At 73.0% G+C, this 20,202-nt stretch carries 21 protein-coding genes, 3 tRNA genes and 1 pseudogene; 21 read left to right on the plus strand and 4 right to left on the minus strand.

The genetic code is table 11. The annotated features are described in order from the left end of the window. From ACWEO5_RS03055 to ACWEO5_RS03115, 13 genes and pseudogenes are all read left to right on the plus strand, one after another. Positions 1-330: pseudogene (locus ACWEO5_RS03055) on the plus strand (hypothetical protein); the annotation flags it as partial. After that, complete coding sequence (gene nuoH / locus ACWEO5_RS03060; RefSeq protein ID WP_452159614.1) at positions 327-1,286, plus strand: NADH-quinone oxidoreductase subunit NuoH; 960 nt, start codon at positions 327-329, stop codon at positions 1,284-1,286. The pseudogene ACWEO5_RS03055 and the gene nuoH, both read left to right, overlap by 4 nt. After that, on the plus strand, positions 1,286-1,849 hold the full coding sequence (locus tag ACWEO5_RS03065; RefSeq protein WP_452159616.1) for a NuoI/complex I 23 kDa subunit family protein: 564 nt from the start codon (positions 1,286-1,288) through the stop codon (positions 1,847-1,849). Before nuoH ends, ACWEO5_RS03065 begins: the two co-directional genes overlap by 1 nt. Next, the gene (locus ACWEO5_RS03070; RefSeq protein WP_452159618.1) at positions 1,846-2,469 is read left to right on the plus strand and encodes an NADH-quinone oxidoreductase subunit J family protein; all 624 of its coding nucleotides are present in this window, start codon (positions 1,846-1,848) and stop codon (positions 2,467-2,469) included. Before ACWEO5_RS03065 ends, ACWEO5_RS03070 begins: the two co-directional genes overlap by 4 nt. 1 nt (position 2,470) lies before the next feature. Beyond that, positions 2,471-2,809, plus strand: a complete 339-nt coding sequence (gene nuoK, locus ACWEO5_RS03075) for an NADH-quinone oxidoreductase subunit NuoK (protein WP_452159620.1) — start codon at positions 2,471-2,473, stop codon at positions 2,807-2,809. Further along, entirely contained in the window at positions 2,806-4,764 is a 1,959-nt protein-coding gene (locus ACWEO5_RS03080) for an NADH-quinone oxidoreductase subunit 5 family protein (protein WP_452159622.1), read from the plus strand. Before nuoK ends, ACWEO5_RS03080 begins: the two co-directional genes overlap by 4 nt. A 43-nt stretch (positions 4,765-4,807) precedes the next feature. Further along, positions 4,808-6,334, plus strand: coding sequence for a complex I subunit 4 family protein (locus ACWEO5_RS03085; RefSeq protein ID WP_452159624.1), 1,527 nt, complete (start codon positions 4,808-4,810; stop codon positions 6,332-6,334). A 32-nt stretch (positions 6,335-6,366) separates the two neighbouring features. Further along, a complete protein-coding gene (locus tag ACWEO5_RS03090) occupies positions 6,367-7,920 on the plus strand; it encodes an NADH-quinone oxidoreductase subunit N (RefSeq protein WP_452159737.1) in 1,554 nt (517 codons plus the stop codon). A 105-nt stretch (positions 7,921-8,025) separates the two neighbouring features. Next, a complete protein-coding gene (htpX, locus tag ACWEO5_RS03095; protein WP_452159626.1) occupies positions 8,026-8,883 on the plus strand; it encodes a zinc metalloprotease HtpX in 858 nt (285 codons plus the stop codon). A gap of 104 nt (positions 8,884-8,987) precedes the next feature. Beyond that, positions 8,988-10,700: an aa3-type cytochrome oxidase subunit I gene (gene ctaD, locus ACWEO5_RS03100; protein ID WP_452159739.1), complete on the plus strand. Its 1,713-nt coding sequence runs from the start codon at positions 8,988-8,990 to the stop codon at positions 10,698-10,700. A 132-nt stretch (positions 10,701-10,832) separates the two neighbouring features. Then, on the plus strand, positions 10,833-11,249 hold the full coding sequence (locus tag ACWEO5_RS03105; RefSeq protein WP_452159628.1) for an SHOCT domain-containing protein: 417 nt from the start codon (positions 10,833-10,835) through the stop codon (positions 11,247-11,249). 250 nt (positions 11,250-11,499) lie between these two features. Beyond that, positions 11,500-11,901 (plus strand): YccF domain-containing protein, encoded by a 402-nt coding sequence (locus ACWEO5_RS03110; protein WP_452159630.1) that lies wholly within the window; start codon positions 11,500-11,502, stop codon positions 11,899-11,901. Positions 11,902-11,984: 83 nt separating this feature from the next. Then, the gene (locus ACWEO5_RS03115; RefSeq protein WP_452159632.1) at positions 11,985-12,755 is read left to right on the plus strand and encodes a phosphotransferase; all 771 of its coding nucleotides are present in this window, start codon (positions 11,985-11,987) and stop codon (positions 12,753-12,755) included. On the opposite strand, the gene ACWEO5_RS03120 is transcribed toward ACWEO5_RS03115, so the two are convergent. Further along, positions 12,737-14,113 (minus strand): GH1 family beta-glucosidase, encoded by a 1,377-nt coding sequence (locus tag ACWEO5_RS03120; protein WP_452159634.1) that lies wholly within the window; start codon positions 14,111-14,113, stop codon positions 12,737-12,739. The genes ACWEO5_RS03115 and ACWEO5_RS03120 overlap by 19 nt on opposite strands. A 79-nt stretch (positions 14,114-14,192) precedes the next feature. Next, entirely contained in the window at positions 14,193-14,780 is a 588-nt protein-coding gene (mug, locus tag ACWEO5_RS03125; protein WP_452159636.1) for a G/U mismatch-specific DNA glycosylase, read from the minus strand. A gap of 190 nt (positions 14,781-14,970) precedes the next feature. On the opposite strand from mug, the gene ACWEO5_RS03130 reads away from it, so the two are divergent. Next, complete coding sequence (locus tag ACWEO5_RS03130) at positions 14,971-15,417, plus strand: hypothetical protein (protein ID WP_452159638.1); 447 nt, start codon at positions 14,971-14,973, stop codon at positions 15,415-15,417. Between the two features lie 151 nt (positions 15,418-15,568). Here ACWEO5_RS03130 and ACWEO5_RS03135 read toward each other — a convergent pair whose 3' ends face one another. Further along, positions 15,569-16,057, minus strand: a complete 489-nt coding sequence (locus ACWEO5_RS03135) for a YajQ family cyclic di-GMP-binding protein (RefSeq protein WP_344553620.1) — start codon at positions 16,055-16,057, stop codon at positions 15,569-15,571. Positions 16,058-16,271: 214 nt separating this feature from the next. Here ACWEO5_RS03135 and ACWEO5_RS03140 point away from each other — a divergent pair. Beyond that, positions 16,272-16,352, plus strand: a tRNA-Tyr gene (locus ACWEO5_RS03140). A 124-nt stretch (positions 16,353-16,476) separates the two neighbouring features. Here the strand turns inward: ACWEO5_RS03140 and ACWEO5_RS03145 are convergent. Then, on the minus strand, positions 16,477-17,727 hold the full coding sequence (locus ACWEO5_RS03145; RefSeq protein ID WP_452159641.1) for a hydrolase: 1,251 nt from the start codon (positions 17,725-17,727) through the stop codon (positions 16,477-16,479). A 342-nt stretch (positions 17,728-18,069) separates the two neighbouring features. On the opposite strand from ACWEO5_RS03145, the gene ACWEO5_RS03150 reads away from it, so the two are divergent. The 6 genes from ACWEO5_RS03150 (at position 18,070) to ACWEO5_RS03175 (ending at position 20,192) form a co-directional block, all read left to right on the plus strand. After that, positions 18,070-18,142 (plus strand) — tRNA-Thr (locus ACWEO5_RS03150). 42 nt (positions 18,143-18,184) lie between these two features. Continuing rightward, positions 18,185-18,257, plus strand: a tRNA-Met gene (locus ACWEO5_RS03155). Positions 18,258-18,340: 83 nt separating this feature from the next. After that, complete coding sequence (gene rpmG, locus ACWEO5_RS03160; RefSeq protein ID WP_006604855.1) at positions 18,341-18,505, plus strand: 50S ribosomal protein L33; 165 nt, start codon at positions 18,341-18,343, stop codon at positions 18,503-18,505. A gap of 126 nt (positions 18,506-18,631) precedes the next feature. After that, a complete protein-coding gene (locus tag ACWEO5_RS03165; protein WP_344552059.1) occupies positions 18,632-19,093 on the plus strand; it encodes a MaoC family dehydratase N-terminal domain-containing protein in 462 nt (153 codons plus the stop codon). Next, a complete protein-coding gene (locus tag ACWEO5_RS03170; protein ID WP_344552058.1) occupies positions 19,090-19,518 on the plus strand; it encodes a MaoC family dehydratase in 429 nt (142 codons plus the stop codon). The genes ACWEO5_RS03165 and ACWEO5_RS03170 overlap by 4 nt, the downstream gene beginning before the upstream one ends. 122 nt (positions 19,519-19,640) lie before the next feature. Then, positions 19,641-20,192: a TetR/AcrR family transcriptional regulator gene (locus ACWEO5_RS03175; protein ID WP_452159741.1), complete on the plus strand. Its 552-nt coding sequence runs from the start codon at positions 19,641-19,643 to the stop codon at positions 20,190-20,192. Positions 20,193-20,202 lie beyond the last annotated feature (10 nt).

Here is a 20,202-nt window from a genome sequence, read left to right on the forward strand (position 1 = left end):
CAGGCCGCCGCGCCCGACGCGGCGGCCGCGCCCGACGCCGCCCCGCCGGTGCGCGCCGACCGGCCGCGCCGCACCCGCAGCGTCGGCGAGGGATCGGTCAGCCAGGGCGGGGCCGGGGCCCCGGCCGAACGGCCCGAGGCCCCGCGGCGCACCGCCCGCACCCAGTCGTCCGACGCCCCCTGGCACGCGCCCGTACCGGCGCGGGACGGGAAACCGGAGCCCGAGCGGTCCGAGCGGCAGCCCACCGAACAGCCCGCCGAGCAACCCACCGAACAGCCCGCCGAACAGCCCGAACAGCCCACCGAGCAGCAGGACGGAGACGGCGCGTGAACCTCCTCGACACGCTGCTGCGCTGCGTCGGCACGCTGGTGGCGTTCCTGGTGCTGCCGCTGGTGGTCGGCCAGGCCGAGCACAAGGTGATGGCGCACATGCAGGGCCGGCTCGGCCCGATGTACGCAGGCGGGTTCCACGGCTGGGCGCAACTGGTCGCCGACGGCGTCAAGTTCGTCCAGAAGGAGAACATCGTCCCGGCGGGCGCCGACCGGAAGGTCTTCCAACTGGCCCCGGCCGTCGCGCTGCTGCCCTACCTGCTGGTGCTGCTGGTGGTCCCGGTCGGCCCGGACGGGATGGTCGGCCAGGTGGTCGACGCGGGCATCTTCTTCGTGCTGGCCGTGATGGGCGTCGGCGTGCTCGGCTCGCTGATGGCGGGCTGGGCGTCGGCCAACAAGTTCTCGCTGCTGGGCGCGCTGCGCACGGCCGCGCAGCTGATGTCGTACGAGCTGCCGATGCTGCTGGCCGCCGCCTCGGTGGCGATGGCGGCGGGCACCGTCTCGCTGCCCGGCATCGTGGACGCCTTCCACTGGTGGTGGGTGCCGTGGCAGCTGATCGGTGCCTTCGTCTTCTTCACGGCCGGCCTGGCCGAGCTGCAGCGCCCGCCGTTCGACATGCCGGTGGCCGACTCGGAGATCATCTTCGGCGCGTACACCGAGTACACCGGCCTGCGCTTCGCGCTGTTCCTGCTCTCCGAGTACGCGGGCATCGTGGTGCTCTGCGGCCTGACCACGGTGCTGTTCCTGGGCGGCTGGCACGGTCCGTTCGAGGACGGCCTCGGCTGGCTGTGGACGCTGGTGAAGACCTTCGCGCTGGCCTTCGTGGTGCTCTGGCTGCGGGTCACCTACCCGCGGCTGCGCGAGGACCAGCTGATGCGCTTCGCGTGGACCGGACTGATCCCGCTCGCGCTCGTCCAGCTCGCCCTGACCGGCATCATCAAGGTGGCGATCTCGTAATGGGAATTCCCGGCTCCGGCCTGGCCAAGGGCCTGGCCGTCACCATGCGCACGATGATGCGCAAGACCGTCACCGCGCAGTACCCCGACGTGCAGCCCGACCTGCCGCCGCGCACCCGCGGCGTGATCGCGCTGCTGGAGGAGAACTGCACGGTCTGCATGCTGTGCGCCCGCGAGTGCCCGGACTGGTGCATCTACATCGACTCCCACAAGGAGACGCTGCCCGCCGCCGACCCGAACGCCCGCGCCCGCACCCGCAACGTGCTGGACCGCTTCGCGATCGACTTCTCGCTCTGCATGTACTGCGGGATCTGCGTCGAGGTGTGCCCGTTCGACGCGCTGTTCTGGTCCCCGGAGTTCGAGTACGCGGAGACCGACATCCGCGAACTCACCCACGAGCGCGAGCGGCTGCGCGAGTGGATGTGGACCGTCCCGCCGCCGCCCGCGCACGACGCCGCGGCGGAGGAGCCCAAGGAGATCGCCATGGCCCGCAAGGCCGCCGACAAGCTGGCCGCCGCAGCCGCGGCGGCGGCCGCCGCCGCCGAGGAGGGTGGGGAGAGTTGAGCACCCTGCTGGCCGCGGCGGGCTCGCTGGAGCCCGCCGCGCGCTCGTACCTCTCGCCGACCGGGCAGGAGATCGTCTTCCTGCTGGTCGGTGTGCTCGTGCTCGGCGCCGCCGTGGTCTCGGTGACCACCCGCCAACTGGTGCACGCCGCGCTGTGGCTGGTGGTCGCGCTGGGCGGGCTCGCGGTCGAGTTCCTGCTGCTGACCGCCGAGTTCGTGGCCTGGGTGCAGGTGCTGGTGTACCTGGGCTCGGTGATCGTGCTGGTGCTGTTCGGCCTGATGCTGACCCGCGCCCCGATCGGCCGCTCCCCGGACGCCGACTCCGGCAACCGCCCGGCCGCGCTCGCGGTCGGCGCCGCCTCCGCCGCCACCCTGGTCACCCTGGTCGTCGACGCGTTCCGCTCGTCCTGGATCGACCTGGGCGGCGCGGCCGGCACCACCCGGCTCACCGGCGAGTACCTGTTCTCGCACTGGGTGCTGCCGTTCGAGGCGCTGTCGGTGCTGCTGCTGGCCGCCCTGGTCGGCGCGATCGTGCTCTCCCGCACCAAGGGCGGCAGCGCGGACGCCAGGCCGCGGGCCGGGAAGCTGCGCACCGCCCCGACGAAGCCGAAGGAGCGCTGAGGTGCACCTCGCCTACCCCGCCGTCCTCGCCGTGCTGCTGTTCAGCGTCGGCGTGTACGGCGTGCTCGCCCGGCGCAACGTCATCCTGGTGCTGATGTCGGTCGAGCTGATGCTCAACGCCGTCAACCTCAACCTGGTCGCCTTCGACGTCTGGCTGCGCGACACCCTGCACGCCGGACAGGCGCTCACCCTGTTCACCATCACCGTCGCCGCCGCCGAGATCGGCCTCGGCCTGGCGATCGTGCTGCTGGTCCACCGCACCCGCCGCACCGCCGCCGTCGACGGGGTCACCGCGCTCGGCGACCGCCACGAGGCGGACACCGAGGAGGTCGCCCGATGAACCTCGCGCTGCCGATCCTCGTCCCCGTGCTGCCCGCGCTCGGCGCCGCCGCCGGACTGGCCACCGGCCGCCGGTACCCCGGCCTGGCCCGCCCGCTGGCGGTGCTGCCGGTCGCGGTCTCCGCCGTGCTCGCCCTGGTCACCGCCCTCCAGCTGGGCACCGGCGCCACCCTGGACGCCGCCACCCGGCTCGCCCCCACCGGCGGCCCGGAGATCTCGCTCGCCCTGCACCTGGACGGCTTCTCCTCGCTGATCTCGGTGCTGGTCGGCCTGGTCGCCACCTGCGTGCAGGTCTACTCGACCGCGTACCTGAAGGACGACCCGCGCTACCCCTCGTACGCGGCCCTGGTCTCGCTGTTCACCGCCGCGATGTTCCTGGTCGTCTACTCCGGCGACCTGATCGTGCTGCTGGTCGGCTGGGAGGTGATGGGCATCTGCTCGTACTTCCTGATCGGCCACCACTGGGAGACCGCCGACGCCCGCAGCGCCTCGCTGAAGGCGTTCCTTGTCACCAAGCTCGGCGACGTGCCGTTCCTGTTCGGCCTGTTCCTGCTCGGCGCGGACGCCGGCACCTTCCGGATCACCGAGGTGCTGCGCACCGCCGCCGACGGCGGGCTCGACCACCCGACGCTGATCGCGCTGCTGCTGCTCGCCGGCGTCGCGGGCAAGAGCGCCCAGTTCCCGCTGCACACCTGGCTGCCGGACGCGATGGCCGGCCCGACGCCGGTCTCCGCGCTGATCCACGCCGCCACCATGGTCGCCGCGGGCATCTACCTGGTCGCCCGGCTGCTGCCGGTCTTCCTGCTGTCCTCCGCCGCGCTGCTGGTGCTGGCCGTGATGGCCGCCGTCACCATGGTCGGCTCCGCGCTGTGCGCGCTCGCCCAGGACGACCTCAAGCGCGTCCTCGCCTACTCCACCGTCGGTCAACTCGGCTACATGGCCGGGGCGCTGGCCGCCGGCGACCGGCAGGCCGCCGTGTTCCACCTGGTCGCGCACGGCGCGTTCAAGGCGCTGCTGTTCCTCACCGCCGGCGTGGTCATCCACGCCGCGCACACCAACTCGATCAGCGCGATGTCCCGGATCGACGGCCTGCGCCGCCGCGTCCCCGACGCCTACTGGACGATGGGCATCGGCCTGGTCGCCCTGGTCGGCCTGCCCCCGTTCGCGGGCTTCTTCTCCAAGGAGTCGGTGCTCACCGCCGCCGAGCACGCCGCCCACGGCGAGGCCCTCACCGGCACCCTGGGCCCCGCCTCGGCCGTCCCCGCCGCCGCGGGCTGGACCGTCCTGGTCGCCGGACTGCTCACCGCGCTGCTCACCGCCGCCTACGCCACCCGGCTCTGGCTGGTCGCCTTCCACACCGGGCCGGCGGCCCCGGTGGCCGCCCCCGCCGACGCCCCGTACTCCCCGGAGATCGACGAGGCCGACCCGGCGCACGCCGAACCCGCCGCGATGCGCTGGCCGCTGTGGGTGCTGGCCGTGCCCACCATGGGCTTCGGCCTGCTCGGGCTGCGCACCGACTGGCTGCCCCGGCTGCTCGACGGCGAGAGCCTGCGCCCCGGCACCGAGACCATGGTGCTCGGCACCGGCGCCGCCCTGATCGGCCTGCTGCTCGCCTACGCCGCCTGGCGCACGGCCGGCACCCGGGCCGCCGCCGGGCAGCCCGCCACCGACCCCGGACGCCTGCTGCTCGGCCCGCTGCACGGGCCCGCCCGGCACGGCTTCGGCGTCGACCGGCTGTACACCGCGCTGTTCGTCCGGCCCACCGCGGCCGCCGCCCGGCTGGTCCGGTTCCTGGACCGCGCCGTGGTGGAGACCTACGTGCGCGGCGCCGGCGCCGCCCCCGGCTGGCTCGGCCGCGCCGTCCGCTTCGCCCAGACCGGCAACGCCCAGGGCTACCTGAGCGCGCTGCTGGCCGGAGCCGTCCTGCTCGCCGTCCTGGTGGCGGTCGGCTCATGACCCGCCCCCACCTCCCCGTCCCGGCACGCCCTTGGAGCCCCCGATGAACGCGGTCCTCATCGCCCTCCTGGCCCTGCCGCTGCTCGGCGCCGCCCTGACGCTCGCCCCGATCGGCGACCGGCGGGCGCTGCGCCTGGGCACCGCCGTCACCGGCGCCACCCTGCTGCTGGCGGTCGCCCTCGCCGCGGGCTTCGACCACGACGACCCGAGCCGGATGCAGGCCGTCACCGACGTCTCCTGGATCCCCGCGCTGGACGTCCGGCTGCACCTGGGCACCGACGGGATCTCGCTGCCGCTGCTGGTGCTCACCGCGCTGCTCACCTTCCTGTGCGCGCTGTACTCGGTGAAGAAGCTCCCCGCGGGCCCCGGCGGCCGGGCCTTCACCGGCCTGCTGCTCCTGCTGGAGACCGGCATGCTGGCCACCTTCGCGGTGCTCGACCTGGTGCTGTTCTTCCTGGCCTTCGAGATCGTGCTGATCCCGATGTACTTCCTGATCGCGCGCTGGGGCAGCGGCAGGAAGACCGCCGCCGCCAACCGGTTCATCCTGTACACCCTGCTCGGCTCCGCCGTGATGCTGCTCGGCTTCCTGCTGATCGGCGTCAAGGCCGGCACCTTCGACATGGTGGAGCTCGCCGACGCGCACGGCTCCGGCCTGTCGCACACCACCCAGCTGATCGCCGCGCTGGCCATCCTGATCGGCCTCGCCGTGAAGGCCCCCGCCTGGCCGCTGCACTCCTGGCTGCCCGACGCGCACACCGCCGCCCCCACCGCGGGCTCGGTGCTGCTGGCCGGCGTGATGCTCAAGATGGGCACCTACGGCCTGGTCCGGGTGCTGCTGCCGGTCGTCCCCGACGGCACCGCGACCTTCGCCCCCTACCTGGGCGCGTTCGCCGCCGTCGGCATCGTCTACGGCTCGCTCGCCTGCCTGGCCCTGGCCCGGCCCGGCGCCAAGGGCGACCTGAAGCGGCTGATCGCGTACTCCTCGGTCGGCCACATGGGCTTCGTGCTGCTCGGCATCGCCTCGCTCACCCCGACCGGCCTGAACGGCGCGCTGTTCGCCAACATCGCGCACGGCCTGATCACCGGCCTGCTGTTCTTCGTGGTCGGCGCGGTCAAGGACCGCTACGGCACCGCCGACCTCGACACCCTCGCCGGGGCCACCGGCGCCGCCCTCTACGGCCGCGCGCCGCGGATCGGCGCGCTGCTCGCGTTCGCCGCCGTCGCCAGCCTCGGCCTGCCAGGACTGGCCGGGTTCTGGGGCGAACTGCTCGCCATGTACGGCGCGTTCGACCCGGCCGCCGGGCTCTCCCGGCCCGCGTTCGTCACCTACATGGCGCTGGCCGGACTCGGCACCCTGCTGACCGCCGGCTACCTGCTGGTCGTGGTCAAGCGGGTCTGCATGGGCGACCCGGAGCAGCCCGCCCCGGTCACCGAGCTGCCCGACCTCAAGGGCTACGAGGCCGCCAGCTGGACGCCGCTGGCCGCGCTCACCCTGCTCGCGGGCCTGTGGCCGGCCCTGCTCCTCGGCCTCTCCGACCCGGCCGTCAAGCACCTCCTCGGAGGCGGCTGATGACCACCGCTCACGACCTGGGGCAGCCCCTCATGACTCCGCTCGCCGTCGCCGACCCGGGCGGCCTGATCCAGTCCGTCGACTGGGTGGCCGTCGCCCCGCCGCTGATCGCCGCGCTCGCCGCCCTCGCCGTGCTGGTCGCCGACCTGTTCCTGCCCGAGGCCCGCAAGCGCCTGCTGGGGTGGCTGAGCGCGGCCGGACTGCTGGCCGCGCTGGCCGCGCTGATCCCGCTGGTCGGCGACACCCGCTCGACGTTCTGCTTCAAGAGCCCCGGCGGCGGCTGCTCCTACACCGCCGACCACTTCGCGCTCGCCTTCCAGCTGCTGGTGCTGGGCGGCGCGCTGCTGACCGTGCTGCTCTCGCTGCACACCGTCGAAGAGGACGCCCTGCCCGGCGGCGAGTACTGGTTCCTGCTGCTCTCCTCCGCCTGCGGCGCCGCCCTGCTGCCCGCCGCCCGCGACCTCGCCACCCTGGTGATCGCCCTGGAGGTGGCCACCCTGCCCGCGTTCGCGCTGGTCGGCCTGCGCCGGGACGGCCGGGGCGCGGAGAGCGCGCTCAAGTTCTTCCTCTCCTCGGTCACCGCGACCGCCGTGATGCTGCTCGGCGTCAGCTTCGTCTACGCCGCCGCCGGAACGATCCAGCTCCAGGGCATCGCCGACGGACTGGCCCACGCCCCCCGCCAGCTGAAGCCGCTCGCCGAGGCGGGCGCGGTGCTCACCCTGGTCGGCTTCGCGTTCAAGGCCGCCGCCGTCCCGTTCCACTTCTGGGTCCCCGACACCTACGTCGGCGCCCCGCTCCCGGTGGCCGGCTACCTCTCGGTGGTCGGCAAGGCGGCCGGCCTGTCCGGCCTCGCCCTGGTCACCACCGTCGCTTTCCGCCCGTACGGCCACACCTGGGGCCTGGTGCTGGCGGTGCTCGCCGCGCTCACCATGACGGTCGGCAACACGGCCGCGCTGCGCCAGCGCACCGACACCCGGCACGGGGCGGTCCGGCTGCTGGCCTGGTCCTCGGTCGGCCAGGCCGGCTACCTGCTGGTGCCGCTGGCCGCGGCCGGGTACGCGGACTCGGCCGGGCCGCTGGGCGCGACCGTGGCGTACGCGCTGATCTACGGCCTGGTGAACCTGGGCGCGTTCGGCGCGGTCGCGCTGGTCGGCGGCTCCGGGCGGCTGGACGGCTTCCGCGGCCTGGCCGGGCGCAACCGGTGGGCGGCGTTCGCGCTGGCGTTCTTCCTGCTCTGCCTGGCCGGCCTGCCGCCGGGCGTGGTGGGCCTGTTCGGCAAGGTCGTGGTGTTCCGCTCGGCGGTGGACGCCGGCCTGGGCTGGCTGGCCGTGGTGATGGCAGTGAACGTGGTGATCGCGCTCGCCTACTACCTGAAGTGGACCGCGCTGCTGTTCGCGCCCGCCGAGTCCGAGACCGGGTCCGGAACCGAGCCCGCCTCCGGGTCCGCGCCCGCCCCGGAGGCCCCCGGCCCGCGCCGCGTCCCGGCCCCGCTGACCGCCGCGCTGGGCCTGGCGGCGGCCGGAGCGGTGGTGCTCTCGGTGGCTCCGCAGCTGGTGCTGAGGGTGGTGTCGGGCAGCCTGTTCTGAGCCGTGGTCGAATGCCGGGGGGAACGAACCGACCGGTTCGCCGCGTTGATCCCGGCAGAGGGAGGCGGCTCCACGGCTTCCACCGGCACCACAGGAGGGCCCGCAGTGCACAGCCACCACAACGGATTGCGGACGGCCGTCCTGCTGGGCGGCCTGTCCGCGCTGATCCTGGTGATCGGCGGTTTCTTCGGCCGCACCGGGCTGCTGGTGGCGCTGCTGGTCGCGGTCGGCACCAACGCCTACGCGTACTGGAACAGCGACAAGCTGGCGCTGCGCGCGATGCGGGCCCGCCCGGTCAGCGAGATCGAGGCCCCGCAGCTGTACCGGATCGTCCGCGAGCTCTCCACCTCGGCCCGCCAGCCGATGCCCCGGCTGTACATCTCGCCCACGCCCGCGCCGAACGCCTTCGCCACCGGCCGCAACCCGCGCAACGCGGCGGTCTGCTGCACCGACGGCATCCTGCAGCTGCTGGACGAGCGGGAGCTGCGCGGCGTCCTGGGCCACGAGCTGAGCCACGTCTACAACCGGGACATCCTGATCTCCTCGGTGGCGGGCGCGCTCGCCTCGGTGGTGATGTTCCTGGTGAACTTCGCCTGGCTGATCCCGATCGGCCGCTCGGACGACGACGACGGCCCGGGCCTGGTCGGCATGCTGGCGATCATGATCCTGGGGCCGGTCGCGGCGAGCCTGATCCAGCTGGCCGTCAGCCGCTCCCGCGAGTACCAGGCGGACGCCGACGGGGCCCGGATCACCGGCGATCCGCTGGCCCTGGCCAGCGCCCTGCGCAAGCTGGACGCCGGCACCCAGCGGCTCCCGCTGCCGCCCGAGCCGCAGTTGCAGACCGCCAGCCACATGATGATTGCCAACCCGTTCCGGCCCGGCGAGCGCGGCGCGAAGCTGTTCTCCACCCACCCGCCGATGCGCGAGCGGATCGCCCGGCTGGAGCGGATGGCCGGGCACTGACCCCTTCGGGCGAGCCTGCGGCGAGCGTCCGCCGGGCGCCCCCGCCCCGCTGGTAGGGCTGAACGCACTGACCAGTCCGAGGCCGGAGGTGCGGTGCGGTGACCATGCTGCCGAGCGATGCCGAACTGGGCGGCCCGTCCGGCCCGCCCGTCCCGCAGCCGCCCCCGCGCCGCCGCTTCGGCCGGGCCTCCCGCCCGCGCCGGGGCCGGGCGCTGGTGGTGTGGCTGACCACCACCGACCACAAGCAGATCGGCACCCTCTACCTGGTCACCTCGTTCGCCTTCTTCCTGCTCGGCGGGGTGCTGGCGCTGGTGATGCGCGCCGAGCTGGCCCGTCCGGGGACGCAGATCCTCTCGAACGAGCAGTTCAACCAGGCGTTCACCATGCACGGCACGATCATGCTGCTGATGTTCGCCACCCCGCTGTTCGCGGGCTTCGCCAACTGGTTCATGCCGCTGCACATCGGCGCCCCCGACGTCGCGTTCCCGCGGCTGAACGCCTTCGCGTACTGGCTGTACCTGTTCGGCTCGCTGATCGCGGTCGGCGGCTTCCTGACCCCGAACGGCGCGGCGGACTTCGGCTGGTTCGCCTACGCGCCGCTGAACAGCGCCGTGCACTCGCCGGGCGTCGGCGCCGACATGTGGATCATGGGCCTGGCCTTCTCCGGGTTCGGCACCATCCTCGGTTCGGTCAACTTCATCACCACCGTGGTCTGCCTGCGGGCGCCCGGCATGACGATGTTCCGGATGTCGATCTTCACCTGGAACGTGGTGCTGACCTCGGTCCTGGTGCTGATGGCCTTCCCGGTCCTCGCGGCCGCGCTGCTCTGCCTGGAGGCGGACCGGAAGTTCGGGGCGCACGTCTTCGACCCGGCCAACGGCGGGCCGATCCTGTGGCAGCACCTGTTCTGGTTCTTCGGGCACCCGGAGGTGTACATCATCGCGCTGCCGTTCTTCGGCATCGTCACCGAGATCCTCCCGGTGTTCTCCCGCAAGCCGGTGTTCGGCTACTCCGGCCTGATCGGCGCCACCATCGCCATCGCCGGCCTGTCGATCACGGTGTGGGCGCACCACATGTTCGTCACCGGGCAGGTGCTGCTGCCGTTCTTCTCGTTCATGACCTTCCTGATCGCGGTCCCGACCGGCGTGAAGTTCTTCAACTGGGTCGGCACCATGTGGCGCGGTTCGCTCTCCTTCGAGACGCCGATGCTCTGGTCGGTCGGCTTCCTGGTCACCTTCCTGTTCGGCGGCCTGACCGGCGTGCTGCTGGCCTCGCCGCCGATCGACTTCCACGTCTCGGACTCGTACTTCGTGGTCGCGCACTTCCACTACGTGGTGTTCGGGACGGTGGTCTTCGCGATGTTCGCCGGCTTCTACTTCTGGTGGCCGAAGATGACCGGGCGGATGCTGGACGAGCGCCTCGGGAAGATCCACTTCTGGACGCTGTTCGTCGGCTTCCACACCACCTTCCTGGTCCAGCACTGGCTGGGCGCCGAGGGCATGCCGCGCCGCTACGCCGACTACCTCGCCTCGGACGGCTTCACCACCCTGAACACCGTCTCGACCATCGGCTCGTTCCTGCTCGGCCTGTCCACCCTGCCGTTCCTGTACAACGTCTGGCGGACCGCCAAGTACGCGCCCGGGGTCGGGGTCGACGACCCGTGGGGCTACGGCCGCTCGCTGGAGTGGGCGACCTCCTGCCCGCCGCCGCGGCACAACTTCACCACCCTGCCGCGGATCCGCTCCGAGTCCCCGGCCTTCGACCTGCACCACCCGGACGTCGCCGAGTTCGACCGGCTGCAGAACGACCCGCGCTGACGCCGCCCGGGCGTCGCCCCGGCGCCCCGCTCGACATGCGGTGTCCGTTTCGCGGTGGTAAGAATCGTTTCGTCCCTACGCCGTTCGAGGCGCGGGGACGTTCCGTCTGACTGCGCGCGGGATCGGAGCGTCATGGACAACTATCCGCTGCTCGACATCTTCTGGACGATGCTGGAGCTGTTCCTCTGGATCCTCTGGTTCTTCCTGCTGTTCAAGATCATCACGGACGTCTTCCGCAGCGAGGACATGGGCGGCTGGGGCAAGGCGGGCTGGACGATCTTCGTGATCCTGCTGCCGTTCCTCGGCGTGCTGGTCTACCTGATCGCCCGCGGCGGCTCGATGCACCAGCGGGACGTCGACCAGGCCAGGAGGGCGGACGCGGCGTTCCAGGACTACGTCCGCAAGGCAGCGGGCACCGGCGGCGGCACCACCGGCGGCGGCACCACCACCGGGCACGTGGAGGACCTGGCGAAGCTGGCCGACCTCAAGAACAGCGGCGCGCTGTCCGAGGAGGAGTACCAGCGGGCCAAGGACAAGCTGCTCGCCTGACGCCCCGCCCGGTGCGACGGGAGGCCCGCCCCGCGGCGGGCCGCCCGTCGTTCCCGCCCGGCACGCTCCCGGCCCCGGCGAACTCCGCACCCGCTCGGCCCGCCACCCCGGCCGAACGCCGGGTGAACGAGCGGCCCTGACCGCCGCTCAGCCCGCTCCCGTCGCACCCCCGCCCCGCTCCCGTCACACCCCTGCCACAGTGCAGCGCCGCCACCTGCCACCGGCGGCCCGGGTGTGCGAGCCTGGAGGCATGAAGCTGGTCAACTTCCTGCTCAACGTCATCTGGCTGCTGTTCTGCGGCCTGTGGATGGCGATCGGCTACGCGCTCGCCGGGATCATCTGCTTCGTCCTGATCGTCACGATCCCGTTCGGCATCGCGTCCTTCCGCCTCGCGGGCTTCATGCTCTGGCCGTTCGGCCGCACCACCGTGGTGCGGGACGACGCGGGCGCCCCGTCCTGCGTCGGCAACGTGGTCTGGCTGGTGTTCGCCGGCTGGTGGCTGGCGATCGGACACATCGTCACCAGCATCCCGCTGTTCCTGTCGATCATCGGCATCCCGTTCGGCTGGGCCAACCTCAAGATGGTCCCGATCTCGCTGACCCCGCTCGGCCGGGAGGTCGTCGACACCGACCGGGGCTTCGGCACCCGCTGACCGGAGCGCCCGAAAACCGTTCGCGGAGCGGCCCGCCCCGGGGTACAACTGCCGGGTCGTGGACGGACGGTGAGGAGCGGCGCGTGGCGGACGGCGAGATCATGGCCGGCGGGGTCAACCGGGTGGAGCGGCGCGGGAGCCGGGTGCTGCGCCCGACCGGGCCGTGGTCGCCGACGGTGCACGGGCTGCTGGCGCACCTGCGGGCGGCCGGGTTCACCGCCGGGCCGCGGTTCCACGGGCTGGCCGAGGACGGCCGGGAGGTGCTGGACTTCCTGCCCGGCGAGGTCTCCGACTACCCGCCGACCCCGGCCGCCGCCTCCCGCACCGCGCTGCTCGACGCGGCCCGGCTGCTGCGCGAGTACCACGACGCCACGGCCGGCTACACCGCCGAGGGCTGGATGCTGCCCGTCCGCGAGCCGGTCGAGGTGGTCTGCCACGGCGACTACGCCCCGCACAACTGCGTGCTGGCCGGCGAGCACGTGGTCGGCGTCATCGACTTCGACACCGCCCACCCCGGCCCCCGGCTGTGGGACGTCGCGTACGCGGCCTACCGCTGGGCGCCCACCACCGCCCCCGGCAACGCCGACGGCTTCGGCACCCCCGACGAGCAGGCCGTCCGGGTGCGCGAGTTCTGCGACGCGTACGGCCTCGGCCGGGCCGACCGGGCGGGCCTGGTCGACGCGATCGAGGCCCGGCTGCACGCCCTGGTCGCGCACATGCGGGCCGAGGCCGCCGCCGGGAGCGCCGCGTTCGCCTCGCACCTGGCCGACGGGCACCACCTGATGTACCTCTCCGACGCCGCGTACGTGGTGCGCGAACGCGCCCGCTTCGAGGCTCAACTCCTGGCGGAGTGACGGGAGACGAACTCCCGGTACCAGTGGTACGAGTCCTTCGGGGTGCGCCGCTGGGTGGCGTAGTCCACGTGCACCACCCCGAAGCGCTTGCCGTAGCCGTACGTCCACTCGAAGTTGTCCAGCAGCGACCACACGTAGTAGCCGCGCACGTCCACCCCCGCGGCCAGCGCCCCGGCCACCGCCCGCAGGTGGCCCTCCAGGTAGGCGGTCCGGTCGGCGTCGTGCACCACGCCGTCCGGGCCGGGGACGTCGTCCTCGGCGGAGCCGTTCTCGGTGACGAACAGCGGCGGCAGCGCCGGGCCGTACTCTTCGCGCAGGCCCACCAGCAGTTCGCGCAGGGTGTCCGGGGCCACCGCCCAGTCCATCGCGGTGTGCCGGGCGTGCGGGTCGCGGACGTGCGCGAAGCGGTTGTCGGTGGCGTCCCGCCGGGCCGGGTCGGGCTCCCGGTGCGGGGCGGTGCGGACGGTCGCCGGGGTGTAGTAGTTGACGCCCAGGAAGTCCATCGGCGCCGCGATCACGGCCAGGTCGCCGTCCCGGCGGAAGTCCTGGCGCTCGATCAGCTCGCCCCAGGTGTCCGCCTCCGCGGCCGGGTAGCGGCCGCGCAGCAGCGGCTCCGTCCACACCAGGTTGCGCTGGGTGCGGGCGCGCAGCGCGGCGCTCTCGTCGTCCGGGGTGGCGGGGTACACCTGGTCGAGGTTGAGGGTGATCCCGGCCTCCCGGACCCCGGCCGCGCGCAGCGCCCCCAGCGCCAGGCCGTGGCCGAGCAGCAGGTGGTGGGCGGCGGCCAGCGCGGGCGTCCCGGAGCGCACTCCCGGGGCGTGCACGCCGTTGCCGTAGCCGAGGAAGGCGCTGCACCAGGGCTCGTTGAGGGTGGTCCAGCGCGGCACCCGGTCCGCCAGCGCCTCCGCCACCACCGCCGCGTACTCCGCGAACCGGTGCGCGGTCTCCCGGGCCCGCCAGCCCCCGCCGTCCTCCAGCGCCTGCGGCAGGTCCCAGTGGTAGAGCGTCACGGCGGGCTCGATCCCGGCCGTCAGCAGCCCGTCCACCAGCCGCGAGTAGAAGTCCAGCCCGGCCCGGTTGACCTTCCCGGTGCCGGTGGGCAGCACCCGCGGCCAGGAGACCGAGAAGCGGTACGAGTCGACGCCCAGCCGCCGCAGCAGCTCGACGTCCTGCGGCCAGCGGCGGTAGTGGTCGCAGGCCGGCTCCCCGGTGTCGCCGCCCTCGACCCGGCCCGGCTCGGCGCAGAAGGCGTCCCAGACGGACGGTCCGCGGCCGTCGGCGCGGGTGGCGCCCTCGATCTGGAAGGCGGCGGTGCCGGCCCCGAAGACGAAACCGGGCGGGAAGGAGAGTTCGGCCATGGGTCGATTCTTAACCGGTGAAGCTACTTACGAACAGCTTGGGCCAGATCGTGGATTTATTTTTTACTAAACGATTGCCTTACTCGCCTTGGCGTTCCAGGTGCTCGCGCAGGGCCCGGAACTCGTCCGCGATCCCGTCCAGCGTGTAGTGCGCGTTCAGTCCGCTCGGGTTCGGCAGCAGCCACACCTCGGTGTCGCCGATCGGCTCCGGCTGCGGCCCGACCACCGCCCGCGGCCGGCCGAACGCCGCCCGGTACGCCCCGATCCCGAGCACCGCCAGCGCGCGCGGCCGCAGCCGCCGCACCCGCTCCTCCAGCGCCCGGCCGCCCTCCCGGTACTCCTCGGCGGTCAGCTCGGCCGCCTTCGCGGTGGTCCGGCCCACCACGTTGGTGATGCCCAGCCCGAGCCCGAGCAGCTCGTCCTGCTCGGCCGGCCCCAGCTGTCGCGGGGTGAAACCGGAGCGGTGCAGGGCGGGCCAGAACCGGTTGCCCGGTCGGGCGAAGTGCTGCCCGGTGGCGCCCGACCACAGGCCCGGGTTGATCCCGCAGAACAGCACCCGCAGGCCGGGTGCGGCCACGTCCTCGATGGCGGTGTCCTGGGCGGCGGCGAGCTGTTCGGGCGTGGGCCTGGCGCCGGTGGCCGGGCGCTGCGGCGGGGTTCGGGTCACCCCGCCCACTCTGCCGTACCGGACGGGCGCGCGAACGCCGCCGAGCGCCTGCGAACCGTTTTCGGGACCTTGGTCCCGGAGAGGGCTTCCGGCAGGTCGGAGCGGGTGCGGCCGATGTCCGGCATATCGGATGGATAGTCAGTTCGATTGTTTTCCTGACCGGATGACTTTCCGGGCGGAGAATGGGGCGGTGCCATACGAACTGAACGCGCTGATCGCCGCCGATGAGCTGATCGCCGTAGTCACGGCCGAAGTCCCGCTCGCGCGCTCCGCACCCCTGCCGCACGGCCTCGCGCTGGTGCCGATGACCGACGAACTCCACGACGCGCTCCAACACCCCTCCACCGCGCCGGACTTCGGGTTCAAGCGGTTCCCCTCCGGATTCGCCCTGCGGATCGCCGGCTGGTCCAAGTCCGCCCCGATCGCCTACGTCGAAGCCGACGAGGAGCATCCCGGCGGCCGCCGCGCCGCCCTCTGGTACGACGGCCGGATCACCCTCGGCCCGCTCGTCCCCGCCGACGGCGCCCCGCTCGAACGGGTCCTGCGGGCGCTCGGCGCCACCGCCGCGACCGCCCCCGAGGTCGCCGCCGCCGTCGACGGCCGCCGCCGCACCCCGGCCGGGCCCGCCGAGGGCTGACCGCCGCCGGCCCGTCGGCCGATCCGAGCACGAGGTCCGGCGCGTCCGGGTGAAGAGGCCCGCTGGTGCCGCCCGAACCGGTTCAGCGGTCAGCAGGGAGGGCGCACCGTCGCCGGTGCGCCCTCCCTGGTGCGGAACCGCTTACCACCGCTCAGCGGTAGTTGACGAACTGGATCGCGAAGTCCAGGTCCTTGCCCTTGAGCAGCGCCTGCACGGTCTGCAGGTCGTCCCGCGACTTCGAGCTGACCCGCAGCTCGTCGCCCTGGACCTGCGCCTTGACGCCCTTCGGGCCCTCGTCGCGGATGATCTTCGCGACCTTCTTGGCATCGTCGGTCGTGATGCCTTCCTTGATGTCGGCGAAGATCTTGTACTCCTTGCCGGACAGCTGCGGCTCCGCCGCGTCCAGCGCCTTCAGCGACAGCCCGCGCTTGACGAACTTGGTCTGCAGCACGTCCAGGATCGCCCGGACCCGCTCCTCGCCGTTGGCCTTCATCTCGATCTTCTCGCCGGACCGCTTGATCTCGGCGCCCACGTTCTTGAAGTCGAACCGGGTGGCGATCTCGCGGGAGGTCTGGTTGATCGCGTTGTCGACCTCCTGCCACTCGACCTTCGAGACGATGTCGAAACTGGAGTCGGCCATGGGTGTTGGTCTCCTTGCACTACAGGCTGCACGGTCGCGCCACCCGCCACCGGCGGGCGACGCCCCAGCCTATCCAGCGCTCCGGGCCCCCGCCCGCAACGGCCGCGCGCCGACCTTGATCACGACGTGACGTAACCGGGTGGCGAACCACCCCCCACCATCGGGTATCGTTTACGACGTCGAACGGGGCAGCGCTCCGCGAGACACCATCCCTGGCTGGTTGCCCGAGCGGCCAAAGGGAGCAGACTGTAAATCTGTCGCGCAAGCTACGCAGGTTCGAACCCTGCACCAGCCACTGGATAGTGGAGAAGCCCCCGGGCTGCGGAGACGCAGCCCGGGGGCTTCTTCGTCGTCCGGGCCCCGGGCGGTGCCGACGCGGGCCGGACGGCTCGGCCCGGCCCGCCCCGGCCCGGGCGGGCTCAGTCCGGGTGGTTCTGGCGGGGGAGGGCCAGCGTGACGGTGTCGGCGAACTCGCGGACCGCGCTGGTGCGGGAGACGATCCGGCCGCAGTGCACCACCAGGCGGGACTGGCCGCCGGAGAGGGCGCCGGTCAGGCTGTCGCCGCGGACGGCGAGGAGTTCGGCGGGGAACCCGGCGTCGACCCGGACGGGGGCCAGGCCGAGGGCGGTGCGGGCCTGGGCGGAGACGGCGTCGTAGGCGGCCTCGGGGGAGAGCGCGCCGCTCGCGGCGAGCAGGCGGGCGGCGTCCAGCGGGTCGGCCCGGCCGACCGGGTTGGAGGCGTCGCGCAGGGCGCCGGCGCCGGCCGTGAGGGCGACCCGGGCGTGCGCGAACTCCCGGACCAGGGAAGGGCGCAGGCCGATCGGCCGGCCTTCGAGCCCGGTGCAGCCGCCGTTCTGCGGCAGGCAGACCACCCGGACGCCCGCGCTGGCCAGCACGTCGGCGCCGCCGGGCGGCAGCGCGCTGCACGGGCCGAGCGTGACCCGGGGCCGGTGCGGGGCCAACGCGGCGGCCACCCGGGAGAGTTGGGCCTGGTCGGCGGCGTTGGTGTGCAGGTCGACCGGGCAGTCGGCCTCGGCCGCGGCCTCCAGCAGGACGTGCACGTAGCCGACCGGGTCCGGGTCGAGGTCGGGGCAGCCGCCCGCCGCGTCCGCGCCGAGCTTGAGCGCGTCCCGCAGCAGGGCCCGCCCGTCCGCGCCGGCCCGGCCGGTGAGCAGCCGGGGCATCGCGACCGCCTGCAGCTCGGCCAGGCCGCGCAGCGACTGGCGGGCGGTGAGGACGGCCTCCAGCCGGGCCAGCCCGTGCACGTCGCCGATCCGGACGTGGGTGCGCTGGGCGGTGGCCCCGTAGCCGAGCGAGGTGAGCGCGGACTCGGTGGCCCGGCGGACCAGTTCGGCCGGGCCGTCCCCGGCGGGCTCGGGCAGCGCGGCGGAGAAGGCGCTGTCGTAGTGCCCGTGCGGTTCGGCGGGGGCGGGCAGCAGCAGGTAGCCGGACAGGTCGATCCGGGCGCCGGTGGTCACCGTCGGCTGTCCGGGCATCGCGGGCAGCGGCCCGAGGCTGCCGACGGTGCCGACCGCCTGGATCCGGTCCCCGCTGATCCGGACGTCCACCACCCGCCCGTCCAGCAGCCGGGCCCCGGTGAGCAGCAGCACCGGCCCGTGCCCGAGCGGGTTGGCGGGCGGCGGTTGGGCGCCCTCGCTGCGTTCGCTCATCGGTCCGCTCCTCCAGTCCCGTCGACCGTCCGGCGGCCCCGGAGCCGGTGCGGGGCGGCCGACCTGCGGCGCACCCGTTGAAGAGGCCGCCCAGGAGGCCGCGGAGACCGCTCGGGGGACCTCGGGAGATCACTGACGGTCGAGCCTAGGCCGACCTCGGGCGCGACGGTCGGATGCGGGCCGCCCTGACGTGTCGGGACGTGTCGGGTGCGTTCCGGTGGCGGCGGCGGTCGAACGGGTGTCGGGTGACGGCGCGTCAGTGCGGTGCCGCCGACCTGCGGAGATCCGGCGCGGATACGGATTTCACCTCTGGCCCGGAACCGTGTAATCTCTTCCTCGTTCGCCCCTATAGCTCAGTCGGTAGAGCGTCTCCATGGTAAGGAGAAGGTCTGCGGTTCGATTCCGCATGGGGGCTCTGGTGAGAGGCTCCTCGCTCCGGTGAGGTTCCGATCATCAAAGCGGTGTAGCTCAGTTGGTAGAGCAAGCGGCTCATAATCGCTGTGTCACCGGTTCAAGTCCGGTCACCGCTACCCCGCGTAGTCGATCGGGGGGATTACTCCCGATCGACTACTCTTGTCTGTGTTCTTATTCATTGTCCAAGGAAGGCACTCCCGTGGCTGCCACCGATGTCCGCCCGAAGATCACGCTGGCCTGCGTGGAGTGCAAGGAGCGGAACTACATCACCAAGAAGAACCGGCGTAACGACCCGGACCGTCTTGAGATGAAGAAGCACTGCCCGCGTTGCAACTCTCACACGGCGCACCGCGAAACCCGCTGACTTTGCCTCGGCTCCAGGCCGCACCCCACTCGGGGCGCGGCCTGGAGCCGTTTCTGCATACTGGACCACCGCCGGAGCATCGCCGGACCGCCGGCGGACGGCCGTACGCACCAGAGGAGTTGCCCCATGCCACTCGACCCCTCGTTCATCGGGCGGACCTACCCGCCCACCGAGCCGTACGAGGTGGGCCGGGAGAAGATCCGCGAGTTCGCCGCCGCGATCGGTGACGCGAACCCGGCGTACACCGACGCCGAGGCCGCCAAGTCGCTGGGCCACCCGGACGTCATCGCCCCGCCGACCTTCCCCTTCATGCTGAGCTTCCGGGCCGCCGCGCAGGTCGTCAACGACCCCGAGCTGGGCCTGGACTACAGCCGGGTGGTGCACGGCGACCAGAAGTTCGCCTACACCCGCCCGGTGCGGGCCGGCGACCGGCTCTCCGTCACGGTCTCGATCGACGCGATCAAGTCGCTGGCGGGCAACGACGTGCTGACCGTCCGCGGCGAGGTCGACGACGCCAGCGGCGAGCACGTGGTGACGTCGATCATGACGCTGGTGGCGCGCGCCGCCGACGAAGCCGGGGAGGAGTGACCGTGGCGGTCCGCTTTGACGAGGTCCAGGTCGGCACCGAGCTGCCGGCGCAGTCGTTCCCGGTCACCCGGGCGACGCTGGTGCAGTACGCCGGTGCCTCGGGGGACTTCAACCCGATCCACTGGAACGAGAAATTCGCCCTGGAGGTCGGCCTCCCGGACGTGATCGCGCACGGCATGTTCACCATGGCCGAGGCCGCCCGGGTGGTGACCGACTGGGTCGGCGACCCGGCCGCGGTCGTCGAGTACGGCGTCCGGTTCACCAAGCCGGTCGTCGTCCCCAACGACGGGGTCGGCGCCACCGTCGAGGTCACCGGGAAGGTCGCCGCGCTGCTGGAGGACAACCGGGTCCGGGTCGACCTCACCGCCACCAGCGCGGGGCAGAAGGTCCTCGGCATGGCCCGGGCCGTCGTCCGCCTGGCCTGACGCGCTCCCGGCGGTGGGGGCCCCGGACGGCGGGGCCCCTGCCCGGGGGCCGCGGACCCGCGGGGGTTGCTAAGTTATTGGCCAATCACTAATCTTTGGGTGTGGCCAGGAACAGCATGCGGATGTCCGCCGAGGAGCGGCGCGAGAGCGTCGTCCGGGCGGCCATGGTGGAGTTCGCCCGGGGCGGGTACCGGGGCACCTCCACCGAGGCGATCGCCCGCCGGGTGGGAGTCTCGCAGCCGTACCTGTTCCGACTCTTCCCCAACAAGCAGGCGATCTTCGAGGCGGCGGCGGAACACTGCATCGAGGAGACCTGGCGGGTCTTCGACCGCGCGTCGGAGGGCCTGACGGGGGAGGCCGCGTGCGCGGCGATGGGCGAGGCGTACCTCGGCCTGATTGCCGACCGCGAGCAGGTCATGATGCAGATGCAGATCTACGTCTCGGTGTTCGCGGCGGAATCGGTCGGGGACAACGAGATCGGCGAGATCGCCCGGGCCGGCTGGTTCCGGCTGTTCGAGCGGATCCGCGACCGGCTCGGCGACCGGGTGTCGGCCACCGAGTTCATGGCGCACGGCATGCTGATCAACACCCTGGTGGCGCTGGGGTACCCGGCCGGCCACGAGCTCTGGGAGGGTTTCGCGGAGCTCAACCGGAGGCGGGACGGGGAGGGCTGAGGCGCTCCGC

The sequence above is a fragment of the Kitasatospora sp. NPDC004272 genome, assembly GCF_053603035.1.

Bases quoted from the DNA above. Each gene is read 5' to 3' on its own strand.
- ACWEO5_RS03065 (WP_452159616.1), top strand. From the start codon at position 1,286: ATGGGAATTCCCGGCTCCGGCCTGGCCAAGGGCCTGGCCGTCACCATG.
- ACWEO5_RS03080 (WP_452159622.1), top strand. From the start codon at position 2,806: ATGAACCTCGCGCTGCCGATCCTCGTCCCCGTGCTGCCCGCGCTCGGC.
- ACWEO5_RS03085 (WP_452159624.1), top strand. From the start codon at position 4,808: ATGAACGCGGTCCTCATCGCCCTCCTGGCCCTGCCGCTGCTCGGCGCC.
- ACWEO5_RS03090 (WP_452159737.1), top strand. From the start codon at position 6,367: ATGACTCCGCTCGCCGTCGCCGACCCGGGCGGCCTGATCCAGTCCGTC.
- ctaD (WP_452159739.1), top strand. From the start codon at position 8,988: ATGCTGCCGAGCGATGCCGAACTGGGCGGCCCGTCCGGCCCGCCCGTC.
- ACWEO5_RS03105 (WP_452159628.1), top strand. From the start codon at position 10,833: ATGGACAACTATCCGCTGCTCGACATCTTCTGGACGATGCTGGAGCTG.
- ACWEO5_RS03110 (WP_452159630.1), top strand. From the start codon at position 11,500: ATGAAGCTGGTCAACTTCCTGCTCAACGTCATCTGGCTGCTGTTCTGC.
- ACWEO5_RS03120 (WP_452159634.1), bottom strand. From the start codon at position 14,113: ATGGCCGAACTCTCCTTCCCGCCCGGTTTCGTCTTCGGGGCCGGCACC.
- ACWEO5_RS03135 (WP_344553620.1), bottom strand. From the start codon at position 16,057: ATGGCCGACTCCAGTTTCGACATCGTCTCGAAGGTCGAGTGGCAGGAG.
- ACWEO5_RS03145 (WP_452159641.1), bottom strand. From the start codon at position 17,727: ATGAGCGAACGCAGCGAGGGCGCCCAACCGCCGCCCGCCAACCCGCTC.
- ACWEO5_RS03165 (WP_344552059.1), top strand. From the start codon at position 18,632: ATGCCACTCGACCCCTCGTTCATCGGGCGGACCTACCCGCCCACCGAG.
- ACWEO5_RS03175 (WP_452159741.1), top strand. From the start codon at position 19,641: ATGTCCGCCGAGGAGCGGCGCGAGAGCGTCGTCCGGGCGGCCATGGTG.